The sequence below is a fragment of the Burkholderia sp. JP2-270 genome (assembly GCF_003233675.1).
Classification (GTDB): domain Bacteria; phylum Pseudomonadota; class Gammaproteobacteria; order Burkholderiales; family Burkholderiaceae; genus Burkholderia; species Burkholderia pyrrocinia_C.
In genome coordinates this window covers 583,446-606,114 of record NZ_CP029825.1, presented here as the reverse complement: position 1 = coordinate 606,114, position 22,669 = coordinate 583,446, and the positions used below count along the sequence as shown (strand labels likewise).

Annotated in this window: 24 protein-coding genes and 2 pseudogenes; 10 read left to right on the top strand and 16 right to left on the bottom strand. The window is 66.1% G+C overall.

What is annotated here, in order from left to right:
• Window positions 1-130: 130 nt before the first annotated feature.
• The 4 genes and pseudogenes from DM992_RS20425 to DM992_RS41730 all read right to left on the bottom strand — a co-directional run.
• Window positions 131-356: pseudogene (locus DM992_RS20425) on the bottom strand (transposase); the annotation flags it as partial.
• A 256-nt stretch (window positions 357-612) separates the two neighbouring features.
• Window positions 613-1,350: a LytTR family DNA-binding domain-containing protein gene (locus tag DM992_RS20420; RefSeq protein ID WP_111018389.1), complete on the bottom strand. Its 738-nt coding sequence runs from the start codon at window positions 1,348-1,350 to the stop codon at window positions 613-615.
• 1 nt (window position 1,351) lies between these two features.
• On the bottom strand, window positions 1,352-2,425 hold the full coding sequence (locus DM992_RS20415; protein WP_111018388.1) for a histidine kinase: 1,074 nt from the start codon (window positions 2,423-2,425) through the stop codon (window positions 1,352-1,354).
• A gap of 51 nt (window positions 2,426-2,476) precedes the next feature.
• Window positions 2,477-2,752: a hypothetical protein gene (locus DM992_RS41730; protein WP_162631702.1), complete on the bottom strand. Its 276-nt coding sequence runs from the start codon at window positions 2,750-2,752 to the stop codon at window positions 2,477-2,479.
• Here DM992_RS41730 and DM992_RS20410 point away from each other — a divergent pair.
• On the top strand, window positions 2,751-3,284 hold the full coding sequence (locus DM992_RS20410; RefSeq protein ID WP_111018387.1) for a DUF6622 family protein: 534 nt from the start codon (window positions 2,751-2,753) through the stop codon (window positions 3,282-3,284). The genes DM992_RS41730 and DM992_RS20410 overlap by 2 nt on opposite strands.
• Before the next feature lie 165 nt (window positions 3,285-3,449).
• Here DM992_RS20410 and DM992_RS20405 read toward each other — a convergent pair whose 3' ends face one another.
• From DM992_RS20405 to DM992_RS20400, 3 genes and pseudogenes are all read right to left on the bottom strand, one after another.
• Complete coding sequence (locus DM992_RS20405) at window positions 3,450-4,190, bottom strand: hypothetical protein (protein ID WP_239511418.1); 741 nt, start codon at window positions 4,188-4,190, stop codon at window positions 3,450-3,452.
• A complete protein-coding gene (locus DM992_RS42785; RefSeq protein ID WP_239511417.1) occupies window positions 4,151-4,489 on the bottom strand; it encodes a hypothetical protein in 339 nt (112 codons plus the stop codon). The genes DM992_RS20405 and DM992_RS42785 overlap by 40 nt, the downstream gene beginning before the upstream one ends.
• Before the next feature lie 3 nt (window positions 4,490-4,492).
• Window positions 4,493-5,100 (bottom strand): annotated as a pseudogene (locus DM992_RS20400) (outer membrane lipoprotein-sorting protein); the annotation flags it as partial.
• Between the two features lie 201 nt (window positions 5,101-5,301).
• On the opposite strand from DM992_RS20400, the gene DM992_RS20395 reads away from it, so the two are divergent.
• Complete coding sequence (locus DM992_RS20395; protein WP_111020314.1) at window positions 5,302-5,514, top strand: hypothetical protein; 213 nt, start codon at window positions 5,302-5,304, stop codon at window positions 5,512-5,514.
• A 105-nt stretch (window positions 5,515-5,619) separates the two neighbouring features.
• On the opposite strand, the gene DM992_RS20390 is transcribed toward DM992_RS20395, so the two are convergent.
• Entirely contained in the window at window positions 5,620-6,024 is a 405-nt protein-coding gene (locus tag DM992_RS20390) for an NUDIX hydrolase (protein ID WP_111018386.1), read from the bottom strand.
• 316 nt (window positions 6,025-6,340) lie between these two features.
• On the opposite strand from DM992_RS20390, the gene DM992_RS20385 reads away from it, so the two are divergent.
• The gene (locus tag DM992_RS20385; protein WP_111018385.1) at window positions 6,341-6,580 is read left to right on the top strand and encodes a hypothetical protein; all 240 of its coding nucleotides are present in this window, start codon (window positions 6,341-6,343) and stop codon (window positions 6,578-6,580) included.
• 491 nt (window positions 6,581-7,071) lie between these two features.
• On the opposite strand, the gene DM992_RS20380 is transcribed toward DM992_RS20385, so the two are convergent.
• The 5 genes from DM992_RS20380 to DM992_RS20355 all read right to left on the bottom strand — a co-directional run bounded on the left by DM992_RS20380 (window position 7,072) and on the right by DM992_RS20355 (window position 10,908).
• On the bottom strand, window positions 7,072-7,389 hold the full coding sequence (locus DM992_RS20380; RefSeq protein ID WP_111018384.1) for a hypothetical protein: 318 nt from the start codon (window positions 7,387-7,389) through the stop codon (window positions 7,072-7,074).
• A gap of 239 nt (window positions 7,390-7,628) precedes the next feature.
• On the bottom strand, window positions 7,629-7,865 hold the full coding sequence (locus DM992_RS20375; protein ID WP_111020313.1) for a hypothetical protein: 237 nt from the start codon (window positions 7,863-7,865) through the stop codon (window positions 7,629-7,631).
• Between the two features lie 23 nt (window positions 7,866-7,888).
• Window positions 7,889-8,086 (bottom strand): hypothetical protein, encoded by a 198-nt coding sequence (locus DM992_RS20370; RefSeq protein ID WP_204356160.1) that lies wholly within the window; start codon window positions 8,084-8,086, stop codon window positions 7,889-7,891.
• Between the two features lie 361 nt (window positions 8,087-8,447).
• Window positions 8,448-9,836, bottom strand: coding sequence for a nucleobase:cation symporter-2 family protein (locus DM992_RS20365; protein ID WP_111018383.1), 1,389 nt, complete (start codon window positions 9,834-9,836; stop codon window positions 8,448-8,450).
• A 94-nt stretch (window positions 9,837-9,930) separates the two neighbouring features.
• Window positions 9,931-10,908 (bottom strand): LysR family transcriptional regulator, encoded by a 978-nt coding sequence (locus tag DM992_RS20355; protein ID WP_111018382.1) that lies wholly within the window; start codon window positions 10,906-10,908, stop codon window positions 9,931-9,933.
• A 133-nt stretch (window positions 10,909-11,041) separates the two neighbouring features.
• Here DM992_RS20355 and DM992_RS20350 point away from each other — a divergent pair, with 133 nt between their 5' ends.
• From DM992_RS20350 to DM992_RS20340, 3 genes are all read left to right on the top strand, one after another.
• Window positions 11,042-11,758, top strand: coding sequence for an SDR family oxidoreductase (locus DM992_RS20350; protein ID WP_111018381.1), 717 nt, complete (start codon window positions 11,042-11,044; stop codon window positions 11,756-11,758).
• A gap of 260 nt (window positions 11,759-12,018) precedes the next feature.
• Window positions 12,019-12,354 carry a putative quinol monooxygenase gene (locus tag DM992_RS20345; RefSeq protein WP_111020312.1) on the top strand — a complete coding sequence of 112 codons (336 nt, stop codon included), beginning with the start codon at window positions 12,019-12,021 and terminating at the stop codon, window positions 12,352-12,354.
• On the top strand, window positions 12,351-13,508 hold the full coding sequence (locus DM992_RS20340; protein WP_111018380.1) for an iron-containing alcohol dehydrogenase: 1,158 nt from the start codon (window positions 12,351-12,353) through the stop codon (window positions 13,506-13,508). The genes DM992_RS20345 and DM992_RS20340 overlap by 4 nt, the downstream gene beginning before the upstream one ends.
• A 21-nt stretch (window positions 13,509-13,529) precedes the next feature.
• On the opposite strand, the gene DM992_RS20335 is transcribed toward DM992_RS20340, so the two are convergent.
• The gene (locus DM992_RS20335) at window positions 13,530-15,710 is read right to left on the bottom strand and encodes an ornithine decarboxylase (RefSeq protein WP_162631701.1); all 2,181 of its coding nucleotides are present in this window, start codon (window positions 15,708-15,710) and stop codon (window positions 13,530-13,532) included.
• A gap of 93 nt (window positions 15,711-15,803) precedes the next feature.
• On the opposite strand from DM992_RS20335, the gene DM992_RS20330 reads away from it, so the two are divergent.
• The 4 genes from DM992_RS20330 to DM992_RS20310 all read left to right on the top strand — a co-directional run bounded on the left by DM992_RS20330 (window position 15,804) and on the right by DM992_RS20310 (window position 20,797).
• On the top strand, window positions 15,804-16,007 hold the full coding sequence (locus DM992_RS20330; protein WP_111018378.1) for a hypothetical protein: 204 nt from the start codon (window positions 15,804-15,806) through the stop codon (window positions 16,005-16,007).
• Between the two features lie 201 nt (window positions 16,008-16,208).
• Window positions 16,209-18,509 (top strand): Orn/Lys/Arg decarboxylase N-terminal domain-containing protein, encoded by a 2,301-nt coding sequence (locus tag DM992_RS20325; RefSeq protein ID WP_111018377.1) that lies wholly within the window; start codon window positions 16,209-16,211, stop codon window positions 18,507-18,509.
• A 46-nt stretch (window positions 18,510-18,555) separates the two neighbouring features.
• On the top strand, window positions 18,556-19,941 hold the full coding sequence (gene potE / locus DM992_RS20320; RefSeq protein ID WP_111018376.1) for a putrescine-ornithine antiporter: 1,386 nt from the start codon (window positions 18,556-18,558) through the stop codon (window positions 19,939-19,941).
• Window positions 19,942-20,212: 271 nt separating this feature from the next.
• Window positions 20,213-20,797 (top strand): putative glycolipid-binding domain-containing protein, encoded by a 585-nt coding sequence (locus DM992_RS20310; protein WP_111018375.1) that lies wholly within the window; start codon window positions 20,213-20,215, stop codon window positions 20,795-20,797.
• 27 nt (window positions 20,798-20,824) lie between these two features.
• On the opposite strand, the gene DM992_RS20305 is transcribed toward DM992_RS20310, so the two are convergent.
• Both DM992_RS20305 and DM992_RS20300 read right to left on the bottom strand, forming a co-directional pair.
• Entirely contained in the window at window positions 20,825-21,817 is a 993-nt protein-coding gene (locus DM992_RS20305; protein ID WP_111018374.1) for a sulfonate ABC transporter substrate-binding protein, read from the bottom strand.
• 174 nt (window positions 21,818-21,991) lie between these two features.
• Complete coding sequence (locus DM992_RS20300) at window positions 21,992-22,399, bottom strand: DUF427 domain-containing protein (protein ID WP_111018373.1); 408 nt, start codon at window positions 22,397-22,399, stop codon at window positions 21,992-21,994.
• Window positions 22,400-22,669: the final 270 nt, after the last annotated feature.

The following is a 22,669-nucleotide window of genomic DNA, read 5'->3' as shown; positions in this document are numbered from 1 at the left end:
CGCTCTCATCATATGGCCATTTGAAACTCGATACGTGAGATGAATGGGTGAGGTGCCTCTGCCATAGGGAACCGCCGATGAGGTCTTGGTGGTGGTGACCTGGACGCGTCGCCGTGACCTGAGTAACCGTGATCACGGCCACACGCAACCCGGCTGCTTGCAGCGTGCAAGCCAATGCCGCCTCATAGCCGCCAGCGGCCTCCGTCAGCACAAGTCCGGGCTGCAAGCTTCGTCAGGGCGTCTGCCAGCGCGACGTGCCCCTCGGTGTCATTGCTGATGGGTGTCGGTTCGGCTGGCAAGGTAGCCCCCAGGCACGCCAAATCGACATGGGTATTCGCCACATCGATGCCCACCATTACGGATGATCCAGACATGGTCTTCATATCCCTTTCTTGTGCATGCGAGCTGGTGTCAAACCGCTCGACTAACCGTTCGGGCCTCAGGAAGACCAGCATGCAGAACGTGCGCAATCAACTCAGGTGCGAGCTGGCGAGCTGACTCGCCGACTCCAGACGGTCTCAGGCTACACGATCCGGTTCGGTTACCTTAGCGGTGATCAGACTGTACCGTGCTGGTCTGGTTTGGTCATGAGCTGAGACGGGACGCCGAGCATCACATCCGCTTGAAGAGGCCCGCGCACGCGCGGCTGACGGGCAGGACGTCGTTGTACCCGCGCAAATGGATACGCAGCCGGCCGAGCAGATCACGTTCGATGTGATCGATGGCCGCGTAGGCGACGATTACGCCGCGATGCACCTGCGCGAAGCGCTCGGTATCGAGCCGCTGCAGCATGTCCTTGAGCGGCGTGCGGATCACATGTCGCTCGCCCCCGGTCACGACCTCCGTATATTTGTCCGTGGCCTGGAAGTACAGCACCTCGTCCACCGACACGAGCCGCGTCGTGTCCCTGAGGCCCACGGTCAGCCAGCGGATCGGCGCGGCATCCCGCTGCTCGCGCGCGTGCGTGTGCGCTAGCAGGGCGGTGTCGGCGGGCGCCGGGCCGCCGCGCTGCAGCTTGACGATGCAGCGCAGCAGGCGCTCGTCGGTTACCGGTTTCAGCAAATAGTCGATCGCTGACTGGTCGAACGCCTGGACCGCGTACTCGTCATAGGACGTCACGAACACGATATGCACGTGCGGCACGAGACTCGCGATTTTCAGGCCGTCGATACCCGGCATCCGGATGTCGAGGAACGCGAAATCCGGGCGCTTCGCATTCAGCTCGGCGAGTGCGTCCACGCCGTTGCGGGGCATCCCGACGATCTCGAGTTCCGGCCACAGCGGTGCGAGGCGCGCGGCAAGCTCCGCGGACAGGTTGGGTTCGTCGTCGGCAATCAGGGCGGTCGGCATATCAGGCTATCGGGATCTCTAAGGTTGCGGTCACGCCCCGCATGGCGTCGGTATTCGCGCCGACCGACACGCGGCCGCGCTCGCCATAAAGACTGATCATCCGCGCGCGAACGTTCGCGAGCCCCACGCCGCCGTGCAGCTTCGTGCCGCTGTTGCCGAGTCCCACGCCCGTGTCGCTCACGCTCAGGACGAGCAGGTCGTCGTCGCGCGTGCCGCGAATGCGCACTTCGCCGCCGTCGACCGACGGCTCGATGCCGTGCAGCAGCGCGTTCTCGACGAGCGGTTGCAGCAGGAGCGGCGACAGCGGCAAGGCCCGCAGCGCGGCCGGTACGTCGATCGCATAGCGCAGGCGTTCCTCGCCGAGCCGGATTGTCGCGATCTTCAGCAGCGCCTCGACCAGTTCCAGTTCCTCCTCCAGGGTGGAGGTGGCCTCGCGCGTCCGGCTCAGGCTCGCGCGCAGATAGCGGTTCAGGCTGTCGAGCATCGTCGTGGCGCGGGCCGGATCTCGCTCGATCAGGCTTTGCACGTTCGCCAGCGTGTTGAACAGGAAATGCGGCTCGATCTGGGCCTGCAGCAGCGCGAGCCGTGCGGCCGTTTCGGCCTGGCGCGCCTCGGCGGCCTCGCGCCGCTGCGTTTCGAGCGACGCGCGCATGCGCGCGGCCTGCACGAACACCGAGACGAACGCGCAGGCCGCGCCGGCGACAACGAACGACGAGCCGTAGGCCAGCCATACCTTGACGCCCGCATGTCCGATCAGGTGCGGAACGTGCCCGATCGTCGATGCCGCGATCTCGAAACCGATGAACACGCTGGCCGGCGCGACGATCAGGATCTTCGGCACCAGCGCTAGCTTGCCGCGCACGAGCCTGTCGACGACGACGCTGAGCAGCGTCGCGCTGAAACCGATGCCGTTCGCGACGACCAGATACGGCAGTGGCGCCTCGTTGTGGCGGGTGGCCCAGAAGATCAGTCCGACACCGGTGTTGAAAAAAAGGAGGCCCAGCAGCGATCGGCCTCGATGGGCGGGGCCAGCATGGGGCGCGGACGACAGGAACGGGATGAGCCTGCTTTGCATGGCAGCGGGCGAGTGCGGATAGCGGAGATGGTAACGTAATTTGCTGCAGCGTCACCACCAGCGATCGGCCGCAACCCATGCGCGGTGGCCTCGATGCGCGCAGGCGCCCGGCGTGGATGTGCCGCGCCGTCGCGTTGCTGCAATGCAGCAACGCGCTTGGGCTGGCGCGACGACGAAGCGGCCCCGCACCACGGACATTCGCCGGTCGCAGGCGCCGTTCATCGGCCAATTCCTGCCGTTCATCGCAAAGCGCGGCAGGCGGACCTTCCGGCCGCTATAGTCGTCGACATATCCGCCGCGCGCGGCGCTCCCGAACAGGTACCCCATGCAACATTTCCCGACATACGTCTACGTGTTGTTCTGCGTGCTCGTCTATCTCGGCGTCAAGCGCTGCTTCGCGCGCGAAGTCCGGCCCGTGCGTCCGATCCTGTTTCCGATCGTGTTCATCGGGCTCGGCCTGTCGAGCCTCGGCCACCTGTTTCCGCGGGCCGGGGGCGATGCCTACGCGGCCGCGCTGGCCGCGCTCGCGCTGGGCGCGACGGGCGGCTGGTTCCACGCGCGCCGCTGGCGGCTGCAGTTCAGGACCGGGCCCGAAGGCATGCTCGTGCGCCTGCCCGGCGACGCGAGTCTGCTGGTCACGCTGCTCCTGACCTTCGCCGCCGAGACGTTCATTCATTACGCGATCGCCACGTCGCGGCCGTGGGCCGCCACCGGAACCTTCGCGGTCCTGTCGTTCGCGGTCTGGGGCTTGCTCGTCGGCATGCCGCTCGGACGCGCGGTCAACGTGGTCACGCGCTGCATCCGTCATGTGAACGGATCGTCCGACGAAGGCGCCGTGCCGGCGTTCGAGTCGCGCTGAACCGGCACGGTTGCCGGCGAAGTCATCGGGACTCTCGCGCCGCGATCTTCTTCCTCGCCCGACGCATTGCGCCGGGCGATTCGCTTTCCGCGTCACGAAGCAACCTGTCCGTCGGCCTCGCTCCCCGGCACCGTCGGGCCGGGCATCGTCGCGGCCAGCGCCCGCTCAAAAGAAGAACGTCACGATCCCCTGCACGATCTCGCTTTGCGCCTGACCTCCGTAGACGCTGCGCGCCGAGCCATGGTTGCTCTGCCACTGCACGGCGAAGTCCGTGCGCGGCCAGTGATAGCGGGGCTCGAGCCACATAAAGAAGCTATGATCGTCGAGGTTGTAGCGCGCCATCGCGGCCAGCGCCAGATGCTGGACGAAGACGTCGGGCATCGACGCGTAGACGAACAGCGAGTGCCGCGTCATCAACTCCTGCGCGACGCTCGCTGTCTCGCGATAGCGCCAGTATCGCGACGGGTCCCCTTGTAGCGCACGCCAGGCGGCAGCGCTCGCGCTGGCGCCGTCGTAGTCGTACTCGAGCGTCAGCGACAGCTTGTTTGCGAAGGTATGCGTGACGCCCGTCGCGAGCTTCGATGCCCATGACGACGAGGTCTGCGCGAAGTCCGCGGTCGCGCTACCGCGGCCGATCACGTATTCGAGGAACCCGACCGTCGAGTTGTCGATCAGCGTGGTGGCGTTCAGGCCCAGTTGCGGCGCGATGCCTTCGCCGCCGTACAGCAGCCACTGCGGCGCGAAGTCGCCGATCTGGCGCTGCGATCCGCTCAGCATGTAGCGCGTGCGCGCATTCGTCGCGCCGAGGTCGGGATTGAAGGTCGCGTCGTTCCGGTGCGTGTCGAGCCGTGGCGACACCAGGGCGGTCACCGAGCCGCCGTTCCACAGCAGCTGCCCGCGCGCCATCCTGCATCGAAGCGATTCGACAGGATCGCCCGCCAGTTGCCGAACGTGCCGTCGTACGACAGCGTGTTCGACACGCGCGCGTTGTCGTTGAGCGTCACGGGCCCGGTCTGGTTCGCCGCCGTGTAGTTCGCCAAGGCCGCCTCGAACGTTCCGCGCCAGTTGCTCGGGGTCACGGGCGCGGCAGTCGCCGTGTCGGCAAGCCGCAGCGCGTCGCCGTTCGCGTCGCCCGCCGCGAGCGCGGGCTGCGTGGCCGCGAGGCCTGCCGCGCAGACGAGCGCCGCGACACGGGATCGCGCCATCGCTTAGTCGGCCTTGAAGCGCGACAGGTAAGCGCGCTGCAGCCACGCGTCAGGAATGTCGCGCCACGCGTAGTCCGAGTAGTGCATCACCGTGACCCAGCCGGGATCGAGGCCGTCGATGATCACGGTCTCCGTCGGCCGGTGCCGGTAGTACGCGATTTTCAGCACGCTGCCGCTCGCCGCGAAGAAGCGCGCCTTGACGGGCCGCTTCGTGTCGCTCGCGATCCACAGGTCGATCGCATGATACGTGACATCCGGTGCGCGCACCGTCAGGTGCAGCCGGTAACAGCGCCGGGTCTGGTGCTCGCCGTCCGCCACGTTCTCCTCGCCTGCGAGCGACGTCTCGTAGTCGTCGCCCAGCTGATCGTCACGACGTCGCCGTTCGCGGCCTGGCCGAGCAGATGCTGCGGCGAGATCCGCACGCTGGCCTGGCTGGACGGGTCGTAGAACCACAGATCGTTGCCGTTCTTCAGCATCAGCTTGTTCGCATCGCGGGCAGGGGCGACGAACTGCACCAGCGTGCGGAACTGGCCGGTTGCCGGGTCCGCCTTCGAGTAGACCTTCGGTATCTCGGCGTCGGTCTGCTGTCCATTGCGAAATTTGAGCAGGGTTTTCCTGCGAATCGGCGTGCTTTGGATGGCGCGCACTTGCGTCGCGGGCCGGCCGCTGAAAAACGGCTGTGACCGGGCAAACTTGATCGGGAAAAGCACTGAAAGTTTGCGAATTATTTCCCGGCTATAGTGGAACCACTGGAGGTAGGCGCGGCGCCTTTTGCCGATACCGACCAGGTAATGACTGTAGACGGGTGCTGCATGAAAAATAAAATCGAAAAGACCGCCGGACCGATCTGGGGTGTGGCTGCAGGATTGCTTCTTGCCGCCGCAGGACTGAGTCTCGGCATCTTCCCGACGTCCCTGCACAGCTCGGGAACCGCAAACGACTTCACGGCGTCCGGTGCCGCGATGCTGGGCATCTTCCTCGTCGTTTATTCCACGCACGAGTTACGAAGAAAGCGCGCGCACTGAGCGGCTGCGCGGCCGCTGTGATCCACGGAAAACGACTCGGGCCGGAGACGGCTCGGGAATGCGCTTGTCCTCTATGCGCATGAGCTGCACGGGATTTCGTGCGGGCTACGACTTGCGGATTTCGTGGTTATAGACGAGTTCGACGATTCGCTTCGTCGGGATGCTCGCGCGCAGTTCGTCGACGCCGTCGACCGGAAACCACCTGCATTTCTCGATCTCGTTGTTCGCTTGCGGCGTCTGGTCCGGGCCGACTTCCGTGAAGAACACGTGATGTGCCTTCGCGAGCCCGGTGAATTGCATCGAGTAAACGAGAGTCTGGCCGGTCATGCCGGTTTCTTCGCGCAACTCGCGATGCGCGGCTTCGAGCGGCGGTTCCCCGCGCTTGATCGTGCCGCCCGGAAGGGCCCAGCGCGACGACGCGCGCGCGACGAGCAACACTTGGCCGTCGCGATAGCAGACGATCGTCGCCCGTTCTTTAACGGGTACTTCGGTCGGTTGGGGAGAACTCATGGGCTCAGGGGCATGGACACTGGCGAGATTCTAGCCAGCGTTAATCACGGTGCCAAGACGGCATCTGCCGGAACCGGTCGATCAGACGGAAACCGGTTATGTCCAGGGTGACTTATGCGAGCACCGGGAACCGACGGGGCGAATCCGCAATGCAAAACAAATCCGAGCGATCGGCACAGCAATTGCGTCGATAAGTCAAAGCTGCTCGCAGCATGCGAATAACCCGCGAATCGGCTGGAAAAGGAGCGTTTACAGGAGGATTCGCCCGGCTATAGGGGCGCATACTTGTGGGCTCAATGACCAGACCGGACAGGCGATGACTACCTTGAGCATGCAAACCATCATTTGCGGCAAGACCATTCAGGTAGCCCTGATGACCGACACCGCAACGGCAAGTATTTTCGTGATGGACAATGATGACGGTTCTCATCAGCCGCAGATCATGAAGGTCCGCCAGTATCTTGATGCGGGTATGACGGATGAGGACGTCGTCCGCCATGTGTTGAATATCGTTGTGGCCGCGATCGAGCGGCGTGGCCAGCTATGGGCGCACTGAACTTCTTCTGAACGGTCGTCTGCACAGGTCGTGCGCTGCCGCGGTTTGCTCGAAAGGGATTCGGTCAGGATCGCGAAACGCAATCGGTGCAGGCGTCATTCCTGCGATCGGATCGGAAGCAATTCGCGATCGCGTCCGCCGCCAGGGACAAGCGCATGCCAGCGGCGATCTGGCCGGCTTCGAAGCGCGTGACGATGCTGTTGCATACGCGACAAAGGCCACAAAGTGGTCGGAAGGGGGGCCGGCCGGTCCAGGTTGAAGGCAAAACTTGCCTGGGGCGAGTCTCCACGGAGTTCGCTCGCGTCGACCGGGCTTTGCGCGACATCGCCTGTCTTCGGGCCCGGTGTCGATGCAGCTTGCGGCGTCGGGATCTTGTCCAACGCATTCGCTCCGCCTTTTGCAAGCGGCAACGATACGGAAGGGCGACACAAAGGCAATGAAGATCAGGACGGCGGCGCAGCTTCGGCTCGAGTTTCGGATCTGGGCGCGTGCTACCGCCTGGGGTGTTTCATCTCCTCGGCTTCCATTGCCGCGTTTCGTTCCTCGCTCGCGGAAACAGGTTCCATGGCCTCGTCGATCGAGGCCAATGCATACTCGCAGGCCAGCTTCGTTTCCTCGACGTCGGCGTCGGGCTCCTCGTCGTCGTTGACGGGAGGGTCGAGCATGTCCCTGAGCATCGTCGCCAGTTCCGGGGTGTCCCATGGTTCGCCCCGCTGTTCTTTCTTCCTGATGTAGTGCCGGATTTCCGCGTCCTGTTCGGGAGTCAGCGGAAGGTGCCTAAAGGTGCTGTTTGGGTTGGCGTCAGTCATGATGTTGCTCCGAAGTCCGGCATGAGACCGGTTTGGTCGCATCCCGGGATGCATGCCGGAAAACGATATGGATGACGAACCGACTTGCGAGTGAGGCCGGGTCAAGGCGACTCTCGCGACGGCCGCCGCCGCTGATACTGCGTTCGCCGAGCTGTTCCGCGGCCTGCAATCCGGCATTCAACACGTGTTGGGTCCCGAATTGATGTGCAACCGAATTCTCGGACGTGCGTGGCAGATTCTTATTCGCGGAAGTTCGGATCCCGGATTCGATCGAGGCGAGCGGAAAGCTGATTGATCTGGTATTCGAGTACTTTATTGCGCTCAAATCGTGTCCGGAGTGTGTCGAGCTTGACTCGCCAATACGCCGGATCGCTCACTGGCGATCGGTTGGTGAAGGCGTCGTGTGTCTGCTCGAGCAGTCCGATTGCTCCCCTAATATGAGCCAGTTCGCGCTCCACATCGCAGTACCAGCTCATTTTTGTCAACTCCCGGTTATGGTTCACTTCTTGGCTTGCTGCACGGCGAGCGCGTTTGATTTCACCCGAAAGCCGTCGTGCGGGCCAATTTCGAGCGATGTTGTCGTCAGTGCCCGCGCGTAAATCTCGACCACTGCGTCGAAGCCGGTGTCGTCATCATGCGGGCCGGCCGTTCTGCGCCGGCACATGGGGGCAAATGAGCGGGCAATATTCGAATCCACGATAGAGACGCACGCTCATGACGAGCTTCTGAACGTTCTGTCGCGACGAATCGCGGCACGAACGCGTCCGGCCAGTATCGCCAGTGTGGCGCGACGGGGTAGGGCGTAAGGCGTAACGCTGCGTGCGAACGTGAGCACGATGCAGCAAGAAGGGAGATGGAGGGCGAGCAGTCGAACGGCTCACGAATGCCCTAATGAGTTCATCATACGCGCGTCGCCCTTCGGGTGGCCATCTTATTTCGGGCGACGCGGATTGCCTCTGGTCCGAGGCTGCGGCTGTCCGGCGCGGTCGGGTTGAACCGGCGTGCGGGCTGGCCGACGCGGTGCCTGAAACACCGCGCGATTGCCACGTGTCCCGTTCTTACTTCTTTTCCGGCAGGAACCAGTTCATCACGAGCGCGCAGATGCCGCCCGTTGCGACGCCCGATTCCAGCACGTTCTTCAGCGCGTGCGGCAGGCTGTTCAGAATGTCCGGCACCTGCGATACGCCGAGGCCAAGCGCCAGCGACACCGCGATGATCAGCAGCGCGCGGCGGTCGAGCTGGACGCCCGCGAGAATGTTGATGCCCGATGCGGCCACCGCGCCGAACATCACCATCGCCGCGCCGCCGAGCACGGGCTCCGGCACGGCCTGCAGCACGCCGGCGACGACCGGGAACAGGCCGAGCACCACCAGCATCCCCGCGATCCAGATGCCGACATGGCGGCTCGCGACGCCGGTGATCTGGATCACGCCGTTGTTCTGCGCGAACACGGAGCTCGGGAACGTATTGAACACGCCGGCCAGCAGCGAGTTCGCGCCGTTGACGAGCACGCCGCCCTTGATTCGTTGCATCCACACCGGCCCCTCGACCGGCTCGTTCGAGATCTTGCTGGTGGCCGTGACGTCGCCGATCGCTTCGAGCGACGTGACGAGGTAGATGATCAGCATCGGCACGAACAGCGACCACGAGAAGCCGATGCCGAAATGCAGCGGCGTCGGGACCTGGAACAGCGCGGCCTGGTGCATGCCGGTGAAGTCGAGGCGGCCGAGGAACGCAGCCGCGAGGTAGCCGATCGCGAGCGCGATGACGAGCGCGGTGCTGCGCACCCAGACGATCGGCACGCGGTTCAGCAGGATGATCGTGCCGAGCACGAGGCCGGACAGCGTCAGGTTCTCCGCGCTCGCGAACGTGCCCTTGGCCATCGCGCCATAGCCGCCGCCCATGCTGACGAGGCCGACCTTGATCAGCGTGAGTCCGATCAGCAGCACGACGATGCCGGTGACGAGCGGCGTGATCAGGCGCTTCACGAACGGCAGGATGCGCGACACGCTCATCTCGACGAACGAACCGGCAATCACGACGCCGAAGATCGCGGCCATCACGGTCTCGACCGGCGTGCCCTGCTTGACCATCAGGCTGCCGCCCGCGATCAGCGGGCCGACGAAGTTGAAGCTGGTGCCCTGGACGATCAGCAGGCCGGCGCCCAGCGGGCCGAAGCGCTTGCACTGGACGAAGGTGGCGATGCCGGAAATCACCAGCGACATCGACACGATCAGGGTTGTATCGCGGCTGGACACGCCGAGCGCCTGGCAGATCAGCAGGCCGGGCGTGACGATCGGCACGATGATCGCCAGCAGGTGCTGCAGCGCGGCGACGAAGGCGACCATCGGCGCCGGCCGGTCGTTCGGGCCGTAGACGAGGTCGCGGGCCGATTCTGCGGCGGCGGCGCCGTGGGAGGCGGGTTGGGCGTGGGAAGCGGGTTGCATGGCGAGCGGGCCGGACAAGGTGGAAAGTGCGGCATTTTAGCCGAAGGGCCCGTCGGCGCCGCCGGGGCGCCCGGCTTCAGGTACGCGCCCGGCGTCAGCCGGCCGTGCGTGTTCCCGCGCTGCGCGCCGGTGTGCGTGGCGCGCGGGAATCCGGATACGCGCGCTGGCAGACCGCAATGACCGCGTCGCGCAGGCGGCGATGGACGGGGTCGCCGTGATTGCGCGGATGCCATAGCGCGGCGACGAGGATCGCGGGCAGGCGGACCGGGATCTCGAAGCTGCGCAGCCCGAGGGCGTCCGCGAGCCCCGGTGTGAACGCGTTGCCGAGGCTCGAGCGCGGCACCAGCGCGATCAGGTCGGTGCTGGCCGCGACACGCATTGCATCGGGGTAGCCGGGGACGACGACGTGCACGGTCTGGCCCGGGCCGGACCGGTCGGTCGAGTCGTCGGCTGGTCCGCCGAAATCGCCGAGCTGCGATGCCATCACGTGACGGCAGGCCGCATAGCGTGCGGGCGTGATCCTGGCCGACGCGAACAGCGGATGTCCGGCGCGGGCCACCGCGACGTGCCAGTCGTGACCGAGCATGCGTGTGTGCAGTTCGGGCGCGTCGTCGCCGCGCTTGCCGATTTCCAGATCGACGGTGCCGTCGCGCAGCGCTTGCGGATCGCGGTCGGGCTTGGGCACGAAGCGGACGCGCACGTGCGGCGCGACTTCGCCGATCGCGGCGACCACCGGGCCGGACAGCATTTCCATGAACGACGCCGACGCGCGAATGGTGAACGTGGATGCGAGCGTCGCCATGTCGACGTCGGCCGTCGCCGGCCGCAGCACGGCGCGTGCGTCGCTCGCGATCGCATGCACGCGGTCGCGCAATGCGGCCGCGTGCGGTGTCGGCACGAGCTTGCGCCCGGCGCGCACGAGCAACGGGTCGCCGGTTGACAGCCGCAGCCGCGTGAGCGTGCGGCTCATTGCGGATGTGCTCAGGCCAAGCCGGCGCGCGGCGCCTGTCACGCTGCCTTCCGACAGCAGCGCGTCGAGCGCGGTGACGAGGTTCAGGTCGATGTCTTCCATGCGGACAGGATACGCCACTGCGCGGTCTGGCATGGCGTTCAATGCAACTATTGATTGAATCCGGTGCGTCTGGTGCATGGTTCGGTGCGCGCCTATAGTGGGCGCATCGTGAAACCCGGCAAAGGCGGCAACCATGCACTCGACCGTATCGAACCCCAACGCACCCTCGATCCTGCTCGTCGCGGCTTCGCGCGGCCTCGGGCTTGCGATGGCGGAGCAATTCCTGAACAAGGGCTGGAACGTAACGGGCACCGTGCGTGAAGGATCGGGACGCACGAAGCTGCACGACCTGGCGGACCGGTTCGACGGCCGGCTCGGGATCGAGACGCTCGACATCTGCGAGCCGGCGCAACTGGCGGCGCTGCGCGAGCGCCTGTCGGGCAGGCACTTCGACGTGCTGTTCGTGAATGCGGGGACGACCAACGACCCGAACGAAACGATCGGCGAAGTGACGACCGACGAATTCGTGCGCGTGATGATCACGAATGCGCTTGCACCGATGCGCGTGATCGAGGCGTTGCAGGATCTTGTAACCGCTGACGGCCTGATCGGCGCGATGTCGTCGGGGCAGGGCAGCGTCGCGAACAACGTCAGCGGAATGCGCGAGGTCTATCGCGGCAGCAAGGCCGCGCTGAATCAGTTCATGCGCAGCTTCGCGGCGCGGCAGGCCGACACGCCGCGTGCGCTGGCGCTGATGGCGCCCGGCTGGGTCCGCACGGAGCTGGGCGGGCCCGATGCACGCCTGACCATCGACGAGAGCGTGCCGAGCCTCGTCGACGTGCTGATCGCGAAGCGGGCGCGCCCCGGGCTCGAATACCTCGACTATCTGGGGCGGACGGTGCCGTGGTAGTCGTCGGCATGTCGGCGTATCGGCGTATCGGCGGGCGGCCGGTGGCTGCTGGTTACGAACCGATTCGCCGTGAAAGTGCTGCGAGATTCGACATCTGTTGCGCTGTGCAGTCGCGGTACTGCGAAGGCATTGCCGATTCAATACAATGCGACGACGAGTCAGTGACACGGTGTCGCGCCATCGCGGTTGAATCCATCCGGTTCGCAGCGGATTGCGTGCGCCCCCGTCGTGACGGGCGTTTGTCGAACACGGAGCACCGCATGAACGAACCCTACCTGCAGGTCATCGCACATTACTTCGCGAAGCCGGGCAACGGCGACCGCGTGATCGAACTGCTCGCGGAGCTCGCGCCCGCGACGCGCGCCGAGCCGAAGAATCTCGACTATGCGTATTTCCGGTCACCGGAGGATCCCGACCACATCGTGATCCTCGAGCGTTACAGCGACGCGGACGGCCTCGACGTGCATCGGGAAACGCCGCATTTCCAGCGCATCGGTGTCGGGGCGATCATTCCGTTGCTCGATCGCCGCGACGTGTCGCGCTACATGGTGCAGCCGGACACCGGCACGGCGACGCCACCGGGAGGCACCCGATGAACCCGTTTCAATTCCGTACCGTTCCGACGCAGATCGTCGAATTCGGCGCCGCGCGCCGGCTCGGCGCGTTGTTGCGCGAACGCTTTCCGGCGCTCGTGCGGTTGTGCGTCGTCACCGACGCGTTCCTGCATCGCAGCGGCGTGCTCGCGCCCGCGCTGGAGAGCCTCGCCGCGCACGGCTGGCAGGTCACCGTGATCGACGACGTGATCGCCGATCCGCCCGAGCACGTGGTGCTCGAAGCGACTGCGCGGGCCGTCGCGGCCGATGCAGAGGTCGTGCTCGGCCTGGGCGGCGGATCGTCGATGGACGTCGCGAAGCTGATCGCGGTGCTCGCGCCGGGGCAGCAGGCGCTGACCGACATGTACGGCGTCGACAAGGTCGCGAGCGCGCGGCTGCCGCTCGTGCAGATGCCGACTACTGCCGGCACGGGCTCCGAAGTGACGGCCGTATCGATCGTCACGGTCGGCGAGGCGCGCAAGATGGGCGTCGTGTCGCCGCACCTGTTCGCGGACGTCGCGATCCTCGACGCCGAGCTGACGCTCGGCCTGCCGCGCGCGGCGACGGCCGCGACGGGCATCGACGCGATGGTGCATGCAATCGAAGCCTATACGTCCGCGCGGCTGAAGAATCCGGTGTCCGACATGCTGGCCGTGCACGCGCTGACGCTGCTGTCGCGCAACCTGCTCGCGGCCTGCGACGACGGCCGCAACCGCCACGCGCGCGAGTCGATGCTGGTCGGCGCGATGTTCGCCGGGCAGGCGTTCGCGAACGCGCCGGTCGCGGCCGTGCATGCGCTGGCCTATCCGGTCGGCGGGATCTTCCACGTGCCGCACGGGCTGTCGAATGCGCTCGTGCTGCCGCACGTGCTGCGCTTCAACGCGCCGGCCGCGGCGCCGCTGTACGCGGAACTCGCGGCGATCGTCGCGCCGTCGGCGACGGGCAGCGACGAAGCGAGGACGCATGCGCTGATCGCGGAGATCGACCGGCTGATCGTCGCTACGGGCATCCCGCGCACGCTGCGCGAAGTCGGTATCGGCGAGGGCGATCTGCCGAGAATGGCGTCGGACGCGATGCTGCAGACGCGCCTACTGGTGAACAATCCGCGCGAGGTGTCGGAGACCGACGCGCTGGCGATCTATCGGCAGGCGTGGTGATGCGGCGGGCGGGCTGCGCGGTCAGGCCAGCGACGCGCGCGTGTCGTCGGCCACCACGTACGCCGATGCCTGCTTCGTGCCGTCCGGCTTTGTCTGCAGGTAGACGCCCTGAATCTCCGGCTCGAACCCCGGCAGCGCGTTGATCCCGGCTTCGAGCGCGCGGAAGTAGTCGAGCGCCGGGCCGCCCCACGCTTCGCCGGGCACCACGCAGAAGATGCCGGGCGGATAGGGCAGCGCGCCTTCGGTCGCGATCCGGCCTTCGATGCGATCGAGCGTGACGAGCTCGACGTTGTTGCGGATCAGCTCGGCATTCGCGGCCTGCGGCAGCATCGCCTGCTTCGGGAACTGTGCACGCCGGAACATCTGCTTCTGCAGATGCTTCATGTCGTGGCTGCGATAGAAATCGTGCATGCGCTGGCACAACTGCCGCAGGCGCATGTTGCCGTACAGCTCCGGATACGCTTCGCACAACGACGGGATCGCTTCGCGCAGCGGCGTGTCCTGGTCGAGGTGGCGTTCGAACTGCGCGAGGTGCGCGATCAGATGCTGCAGCTTGCCGAGGCTCTCGGACGGCGTGAGCAGGAACAGGATCGTGTACAGGTCGGCCTTCTCGGGCACGACGCCGTGCTCGCGCAGGTAGCGCGCGAGGATCGGCGCCGGCGCGCCGAACGGCGCGTACTCGTGCGTGTCGCGATCGATGCCGGGTGTCGTCAGCAGCAGCTTGCACGGATCGACGAAGTACTGGTCGTTCGCATAGCCTTCGAAGCCATGCCACGTGTCGGCCGGATGGAAGCGGAAGAAGCGCAGGTCGTCGACGATCTGCTCGGTCGGGTAGTCGGCCCACGGGCGGCCGTCGACATGCTGCGGAACGAACGGACGGATCTGGCGGCAGGTCTTCAGCAGCAGCTTGCGCGCATCGACGCCGTGCGCGACGCAGTCGCGCCACAAGCGCTTGCCGGCCGGGCCCGCGTGCATCTGTGCATTGACGTCGAGCGCCGCGAACATCGGATAGAACGGGCTCGTCGACGCATGGATCATGTACGCGTTGTTGAAGCGCCGGTGATCGCAGAAACGCTTCTGGCCTTCGATGTGGCTGTCCTTCTTGTGGATCTGCGACGTCTGTGAGAAGCCGGCCTGCTGCTTGTGCACCGACTGCGTGACGAAGATGCCGGGATCGTCGGGGCCGAGCGTCAGCATCAGCGGCGAGCAGTCCTGCATCATCGGGATGAACTGCTCGTAGCCGACCCACGCCGAATCGAACAGGATGTAGTCGCACAGATGCCCGATCCGGTCGACGATTTCCCGCGCGTTGTAGATCGTGCCGTCGTAGGTGCCGAGCTGGATCACCGCGAGCCGGAACGGGCGCGGCAGGTCGGCGCGTTCGGGCGCGACGTCGCGGATCGCGTCGCGAATGCGCGCTTCGCCGAGCGCCGCGCTGTCGACGCCGCCGATGAGGCCCCACGCGTTGCGCGCGGTTTCGAGGTAGACCGGCCGCGCGCCGGACACCACGAGCGCGCCGAGGTGCACCGACTTGTGGTTGTTGCGATCGAACAGCACGAGATCGTCGGGCGCGAGCAGCGCGCTCGTGACGACCTTGTTCGACGTCGACGTGCCGTTCAGCACGAACCAGGTCTTGTCGGCGTTGTAGATCCGCGCGGCGTTGCGCTGCGCTTCCAGCGCCGGGCCTTCGTGGATCAGCAGGTCGCCGAGCCGGACGTCCGCGTTGCAGAGGTCGGCGCGAAACAGTGTCTCGCCGAAGAAGTCGACGAACATTCGGCCGAGCGGATGATTCGAGAAGAACTGGCCGCCCTGGTGGCCGGGGCAGTCGAACTCGACGTAGCCGCGCTGCACGTATTCGCGCATGACCTTGAAGAACGGCGGCAGCAGGTTCTCGCTATAGATATCGGCGGCGGCTGAAATCTGCCGGCCGTAGTAGTGGCGGCTGCCGTGCCCGAGCTGGATCACGCCGCTCGCGCTCGGCAGGACCGACGGCGGCACTTCCTGGTCGGGCTCGACCGCGACGAAGAACGGAATCGCGAAGCCGGTTCTTTCGACCGTTTTCAGGATCTTCTGCGCCGCATCGATTCCGACGACGATTGCCGCGATATTCGTGAAATCGGTCTGAAATACGTCGACCTGTTCGTGCGTGGTGAGAAAGGCGCCAATCAGCGCCGGCTCGACTGCGATTTTCAACAGGCTCACGCGAACTCTCCGGTAAATGTGCGGAAACGGGAACCGCATTCGTGCCGATGCGTAATTCGACACGCGCTGCAGCCGATTGAAACGCTCCCGCGAATGCTGAACGCCGATGCGCGCCGCAGAAGCAGCCTTGCGCGGCGAGGCACGGCTGCCGCCGGTCAGTGCGCGACGCAGCCGATCGTAGCAACAAAATCCGGCGAATTCAATCGACCGGAAACGATAATGTCATTGAAAGATGAGAAGGATCAAATAAGCGGGAATTGGCGTGCTGCAACGCACATAAAAATGATCCAATTATGAAATCCGATTTGAAAGGGATCGACGTTTTCGCCGAATCGTCGGCTTTTCATCCAAAGGCATCCATGGCATAGTCGGCATCCGAATCGGATGGCGAATCAAACCGGAATTAAGAGCGTCTCATGTCGCCGACCGTGGCCTGCTGTCCGCGTGCTCGTGAGACGAACAACACCAACGAAGCATCGGAACAGCGAGGGCAACATCATGAATACATCCGCCGGCGGCATTCGTCGTCTCGGCATGCGTGCGCTGCTGGTCGACGACGAAATCACGCAGGAAACGGCAACCGGACGCGCGGTCCGCACACTCAGCGCGGAGCTCGCGCAACGCGACATCGACGTGCTCACGGCGACGTCCGCCGACGATGCGATCATGCTGGTCCGTTCCGATCCGTCGATCCAGTGTGTGCTGCTCGACTGGGATCTTGGTGTGGACGGCCACGGGCCGTCCGAGGCCGTGGTCGAAGCGATCCGGCATCGCAATGCCAACGTGCCGATCTTCCTGCTGGCCGACCGCAGCGTCGCGTCGTCGGTGCCGTCCGCGGTCATGGGCCAGGTCGACGATTTCGTATGGCTGCTCGAGGATACGGCCGACTTCATTGGCGGGCGCATCCACGCGGCGATCGAACGCTATCGTTCGACCGTGCTGCCGCCGATGTTCGGCGCGCTCGCGAAGTTCTCGCGCGTCTACGAATACTCGTGGCATACGCCCGGCCACACGGGCGGCACGGGCTTCCTGAAGTCGCCGGTCGGCCGCGCGTTCTTCGAATACTTCGGCGAATCGCTGTTCCGCTCCGACCTGTCGATCTCGGTCGGCGAACTTGGCTCGCTGCTCGACCACTCGGGCCCGATCGGCGAAAGCGAGCGCTACGCGGCGCGCGTGTTCGGCGCGCATCGTACGTATCACGTGACGAACGGCTCGTCGACGTCGAACCGCATCATTCTGATGGCGAGCGTGAGCCGCGACCAGATCGCGCTGTGCGACCGCAACTGCCACAAGTCGGCCGAGCATGCGATCACGATGTCGGGCGCGATCCCGACGTACCTGGTACCGACGCGCAACCGCTACGGGATCATCGGGCCGATCGCGTCCGAGCGCCTCACGCAGGCGGCGATCCGCGAGGCGATCGCATCGAACCCGCTCGCGGCCGGGCTTGCCGATCGCCAGCCGAAGCATGCGATCGTCACGAACTCGACTTACGACGGCCTCTGCTACAACGTCGCGCGCGTCGAAGAATTGCTCGGTGCGAGCGTCGACCGCCTGCACTTCGACGAAGCGTGGTACGGCTACGCGCGCTTCAACCCGATCTACCGAGACCGCCATGCGATGCACGGCGACCCGCGCGACCATCGTGCGGACCGGCCCACGGTGTTCGCGACGCAGTCGACGCACAAGCTGCTGACCGCGCTGTCGCAAGCGTCGTACATCCATGTGCGCGATGGCCGCAGCCCGATTCCGCATGGTCAGTTTAACGAAACGTTCATGATGCACGCGTCGACTTCGCCGAACTACGCGATCATCGCGTCGAACGACGTCGCGGCCGCGATGATGGACGGCCCCGGCGGCGAAGCGCTGACGCACGAGTCGATCGAGGAGGCCGTCGCATTCCGGCAGATGATCGCGCGGATGAACAACGAGTTCGACGCGAAGGGCGACTGGTTCTTCGAATGCTGGCAGCCCGACACCGTGCTCGAGGCACGCACGGGCCGCACGCTGCCGTTCCACGATGCGCCGCCCGAGCTGCTCGCGAGCGATCCGTCGTGCTGGGTGCTGCGCCCCGGCGCGCAATGGCACGGCTTCGGCAATATCGAGGACGGCTACTGCATGCTCGATCCGATCAAGGTGTCGATCGTCACGCCGGGCGTCGCGCCGGCCGGCGGCCTGATGCCGGTCGGCATTCCGGCAAGCGTCGTCACCGCCTATCTCGATGCGCGCGGGATCGTCGTCGAGAAGACGACCGACTTCACGATCCTGTTCCTGTTCTCGATCGGCATCACGAAGGGCAAGTGGGGCTCGCTCGTCAGCGCGCTGTGCGACTTCAAGCGCGACTACGATGCGAACCTGCCGCTCGACATGGCGATTCCGTCGCTCGCGAAGGAACACGGTGCGCGCTATGCGGGCATGGGGCTGAAGGACCTGGCCGACACGATGTTCGCGGCGATGGAGCAGCTCGGCACGACGCGGCTGATGTCGGAGGCGTTCTCGATCCTGCCGAAGCCGGAGATGAGCCCGGTGCGCGCGTACGAGCATCTCGTGCGGGGCCGCGTCGAGCAGGTCACGCTCGACGAGCTGGCCGGGCGCACGGTCGCCACCGGCGTCGTGCCGTATCCGCCGGGCATTCCGCTGCTGATGCCGGGCGAGAACGCGGGGCCGGCAGGCGGCCCGGTGCTCGGCTACCTGAAGGCGCTCGAAGCGTACGACCGGCGCTTTCCGGGCTTCGCGCACGATACGCACGGCGTGGAAGTCGAGGACGGCACGTACCGCGTGTACTGCCTGACGGCCTGAACGAGCGACCGGCCGCGCGGCGGCATCACATCGAAGGATCGAGATCATGGAAAACGCAGCGCACATGTCCGCCGCGGCCCCGGCGGCCGCGGCGAAGAACCGGATGAATGTCTGGCAGCTCACCATCCTCACGGCGGTCAACATGATGGGCTCCGGCATCATCCTGCTGCCGGCGAAGCTTGCGCAGGTCGGCACGATCTCGCTGCTGTCGTGGATCGTCACGGCCGGCGGATCGCTCGCGCTGGCCTATGCGTTCGCGCGCTGCGGGATGTTGAGCCGCAAGCCGGGCGGGATGGGCGGCTACGCGGAATACGCGTTCGGCAAGGCCGGCAACTACATGGCGAACTACACGTACGGGCTGTCGCTCGTGATCGCCAACGTCGCGATCGGCGTCACGGCGGTCGGCTACGGCACCGTGCTGTTCGACGCGACGCTGTCGCCGCTGCAGACGGGCCTGTGGACGATCTTCCTGCTCGTGCTCACGACGGTCGCGAACTTCGGCGGCTCGCGCATCACCGGCCGGATCGGCTCGGTGACCGTATGGGGCGTGATCATTCCGGTCGTCATCGTGTCGCTGATCGGCTGGTTCTGGTTCAGCGGCGCGACCTGGGGCGCTGCTTGGAATCCGCACGGCATGCCGTTCGGGCCGGCCGTCGGCAGTTCGATCGCGGTGACGCTGTGGGCGTTCCTCGGGCTCGAATCGGCGTGTGCGAACTCGGATGCGGTGGAGAACCCGGAGCGCAACGTGCCGATCGCCGTGCTCGGCGGCACGATCGCATCGGCGATCTTCTACATTGTGTCGACCAACGTGATCGCGGGGATCGTGCCGAACGCGATCCTCGCGAAATCGAACGCGCCGTTCGGCATCGCGTTCGCGACGATGTTCACGCCGACGGTCGGCACGATCGTCACCGCGCTGATGGTGATCGCGTGCATCGGCTCGCTGCTCGGCTGGCAGTTCACGGTCGCGCAGGTGTTCAAGAGCTCGGCGGACGTCGGCTACTTCCTGCCGGTGTTCGCGCGTGCGACGCGCACGGGTACGCCGATCGTCGGCATGGTGATCCTGCTCGTCGCGCAGGTCGCGCTGGCGCTGATGACGATCAGCCCGGAGCTGAGCAGCCAGTTCCAGAAGATCGTCGATCTCGCGGTCGTCACGAACCTCGTGCCGTACGTGATGTCGATGGCCGCGCTGATCACGATCCAGAAGGTCGCGAACGTGCCGCCGGCCAAGGCGCTGGTGACGAACGTGATCGCGATGGTCGCCACCGCGTACAGCTTCTATGCGCTGTTCAGCTCGGGCGAGCAGGCGCTGATGCTCGGCGGCCTGTGCGTGTTCCTGGGCTGGACGCTGTTCGGGTTCGTCAGCGCGCGCTTCTACCAGATGGAAGTCGACGCGCACGTGAAGGAGCCGGGGAAGTCGTTGCAGGCGTGAGGGCGGGGCTCGCTGCTGCCGACCGATACGCCGCGTCGACAGCGGCGGGACTTTCTTCTTCAGTAGATCGACGACAGCGCGCACGCGCGGCGGCGGCGGCCGCTGCGCCTGCACGAGCGCGTTGAGCGCGAAGTCGGCGATCACGTTCCGCGGAAGAATCCAGACGTCCCGAGGACGACCGGAGCCGGCATATCCTGTCGCCGAAGCCACGTGTGTTCACCGACACGATGAGCGAAAATCGGCTTTCGCGCGACCGACAGGAGACGGCGACATGACGCAACAGGATGAAGCGATGCGCACGCGATGCGTCGCATGGCAGATCGTGCAGACGTGGCAGGCGGCCGAATGGTGCCGACTCGCGGAGACGCGAACGGGAATCGATCTGTCGGGTTCGGTATCGGGCGCGATCGACGGCACGCCGTTTCGCATCGACTATGCGATCGCATGCGGTGCCGACTGGCTCACGCGCTCGGCGCGCGTGACACGCTGGCTCGGCACGTTGCCACCGCAACAACTGGACCTCGCATGCGAGGAAGGGCGCTGGACGATCGACGGCGTCGACGCGCCGCTGCTCGCGGGCGCGACCGACATCGACCTCGGTTTCAGCCCGTCGACCAATACGCTGCCGATCCGGCGGCTGGCGCTGGCCGTCGGCGACGCTGCGACGATCCATACCGCATGGCTGCGCTTTCCGGATTTCGCCATCGTGCGCGGCCAGCAGCGTTATACGCATACGGCGCCACACGTGTATCGCTACGAGAGCGGCACCTATGCGGCCGATATCGCGATCGACGAAGCGGGCCTCGTCATCGACTACGACGAATGGCGGCGCATCGGCGCGGCGCCTGCGCCGTAACGCGTCGCATCGCGCGTCGGCGGCACATCAGCGCGCGTTGGCGACCGTCAGCTTCCCCGGAATCAGCTTCAGCGTGCTGAACGTGTCGGCGATGTTCTGCTGATACGCGACCGTCGCGTCGGTGACGGGCTGCACGCCATAGCCGGCGCGCTTGAGTGCGACTTCGAGCGTCGGCGCGTCGAGGCCGACGAGCGGCGACAGTTGCGCGGCGACGTCGGGCGTGTGGTCGCGCGCCCAGCGATCGACCGCGTCGACCTCGTCGAGCAGCGCGCGCAGCACCTGCGGGTGAGCGGCCGCGTACTTGCGCGCGGCGAGGTAGTACTGCGTGTTGCGCACGAGCCCTTCGCCGGTCGCGATCGCGCGCGCGCCGAGCTGCCGTTCGGCGGCCGCCAGATACGGATCCCAGATCACCCACGCATCGACGCTGCGCTGCACGAACGCGGCGCGCGCGTCGGCGGGCGTCAGGTAGATCGGCTGGATGTCCGCATACGCGAGGCCCGCGTGTTCCAGCGCCTTCACGAGCAGGTAGTGGACGTTCGAGCCCTTGTTGAACGCGACCTTCTTGCCGCGCAACTGGGCGACGTTGCGGATCGGCGAATCGGGCAGCACGACGATCGCTTCGCCCTGCGGCGCGGGCGGCTCGTTGCCGATATAGACGAAATCGACGCCGGCCGCCTGCGCGAAGATCGGCGGCGTTTCGCCGACCGTGCCGACGTCGATCGCGCCGGCATTCAGCCCTTCGAGCAGTTGCGGGCCGGCCGGGAATTCGAGCCATTGCACCGCGACGCCCTGGCTCGCAAGGCGCTTCTCGAGCGTGCCGCGGGCCTTCAGCACGACGAAGTTGCCGTATTTCTGGAAGCCGATGCGCAGCCGCGTGCCGTTGCCCTGGGCTTGCACGGGCAGGGTCGCGAGCGGTGCGAGTGCGAGCCCGGCGAGCCCGGCGGCCGCGCCGTGCAGCCATTGGCGGCGGCGCGGGTTCGCCGGGGGCGTTTCAACGTCTGCGTGCGGTGTGTCGCTCATCGGGGTGTCCTGCGTGCGGGTTCACGGGTCGCGCGCAAAGGCGGCGCGGCCGGCGCAGGACGGGGCTGGATGCGGGCGATGCTCGCAACGGGCCGGCCCGCGCCGGATTCAGGACGATACGGCCGCGCGGGCCGGTGGCCAACCAATGAATGCGCATATGCAAATCAGCGGCGTTCAGGCTGCGTCGGCGGCGCTTTCCTCGATCGAATCGACGCGGTCCGGATAGAACGCGAGGTGCCCGCGAATCGCTTCGACGGCCGGATACGGATGCTCGTAGGTCCACACTGCATTGGTCGCGCGTGCGCCGCCGGCGGGGATCGAGTAGTACGCGCAGTCGCCCTTGTACGGGCAGTACGTCGCGTGGTCGGTGCGGCGCAGCTGCGACATGTCGGCGTCTTCGCGCGGGATGTAGAGCACGGCCGGATAGCTGGCCTCGCGCAGCGCCAGCGCGCGGCGTGTATCGGCGACGACCTTGCCGGCCACCGTGACCACCACGCGCCACGGATGCGGCTCGATCGCGATCGGATGATCGGGGCCCGGCGACTTCACGGGACGAGAGGGCGTATCGGAACTGATCGACATCGTGGGTCCTCCAGGAATCGGCGGCGCGGCGGCGCCGGGCGGATCCCGGCGCGCCTCTGCCGGCGTTTGCCAGCCGATACGATGCGCCAATTCCGGAGAATCTGCAGGGGGCCGCAAGGCGGTGGCGCGGCAAGGCTGCCGGGCGATGCCCCGGCGCTCGCGCGGACATATTCATGCACGGGCAGCGGGATGCATCCGCGGCGATAAGCAACGTCGAATTAATTGGTAAGCGATCGGCGGGAGGCGCGCGAAGATCGGCCGTCGTCATTC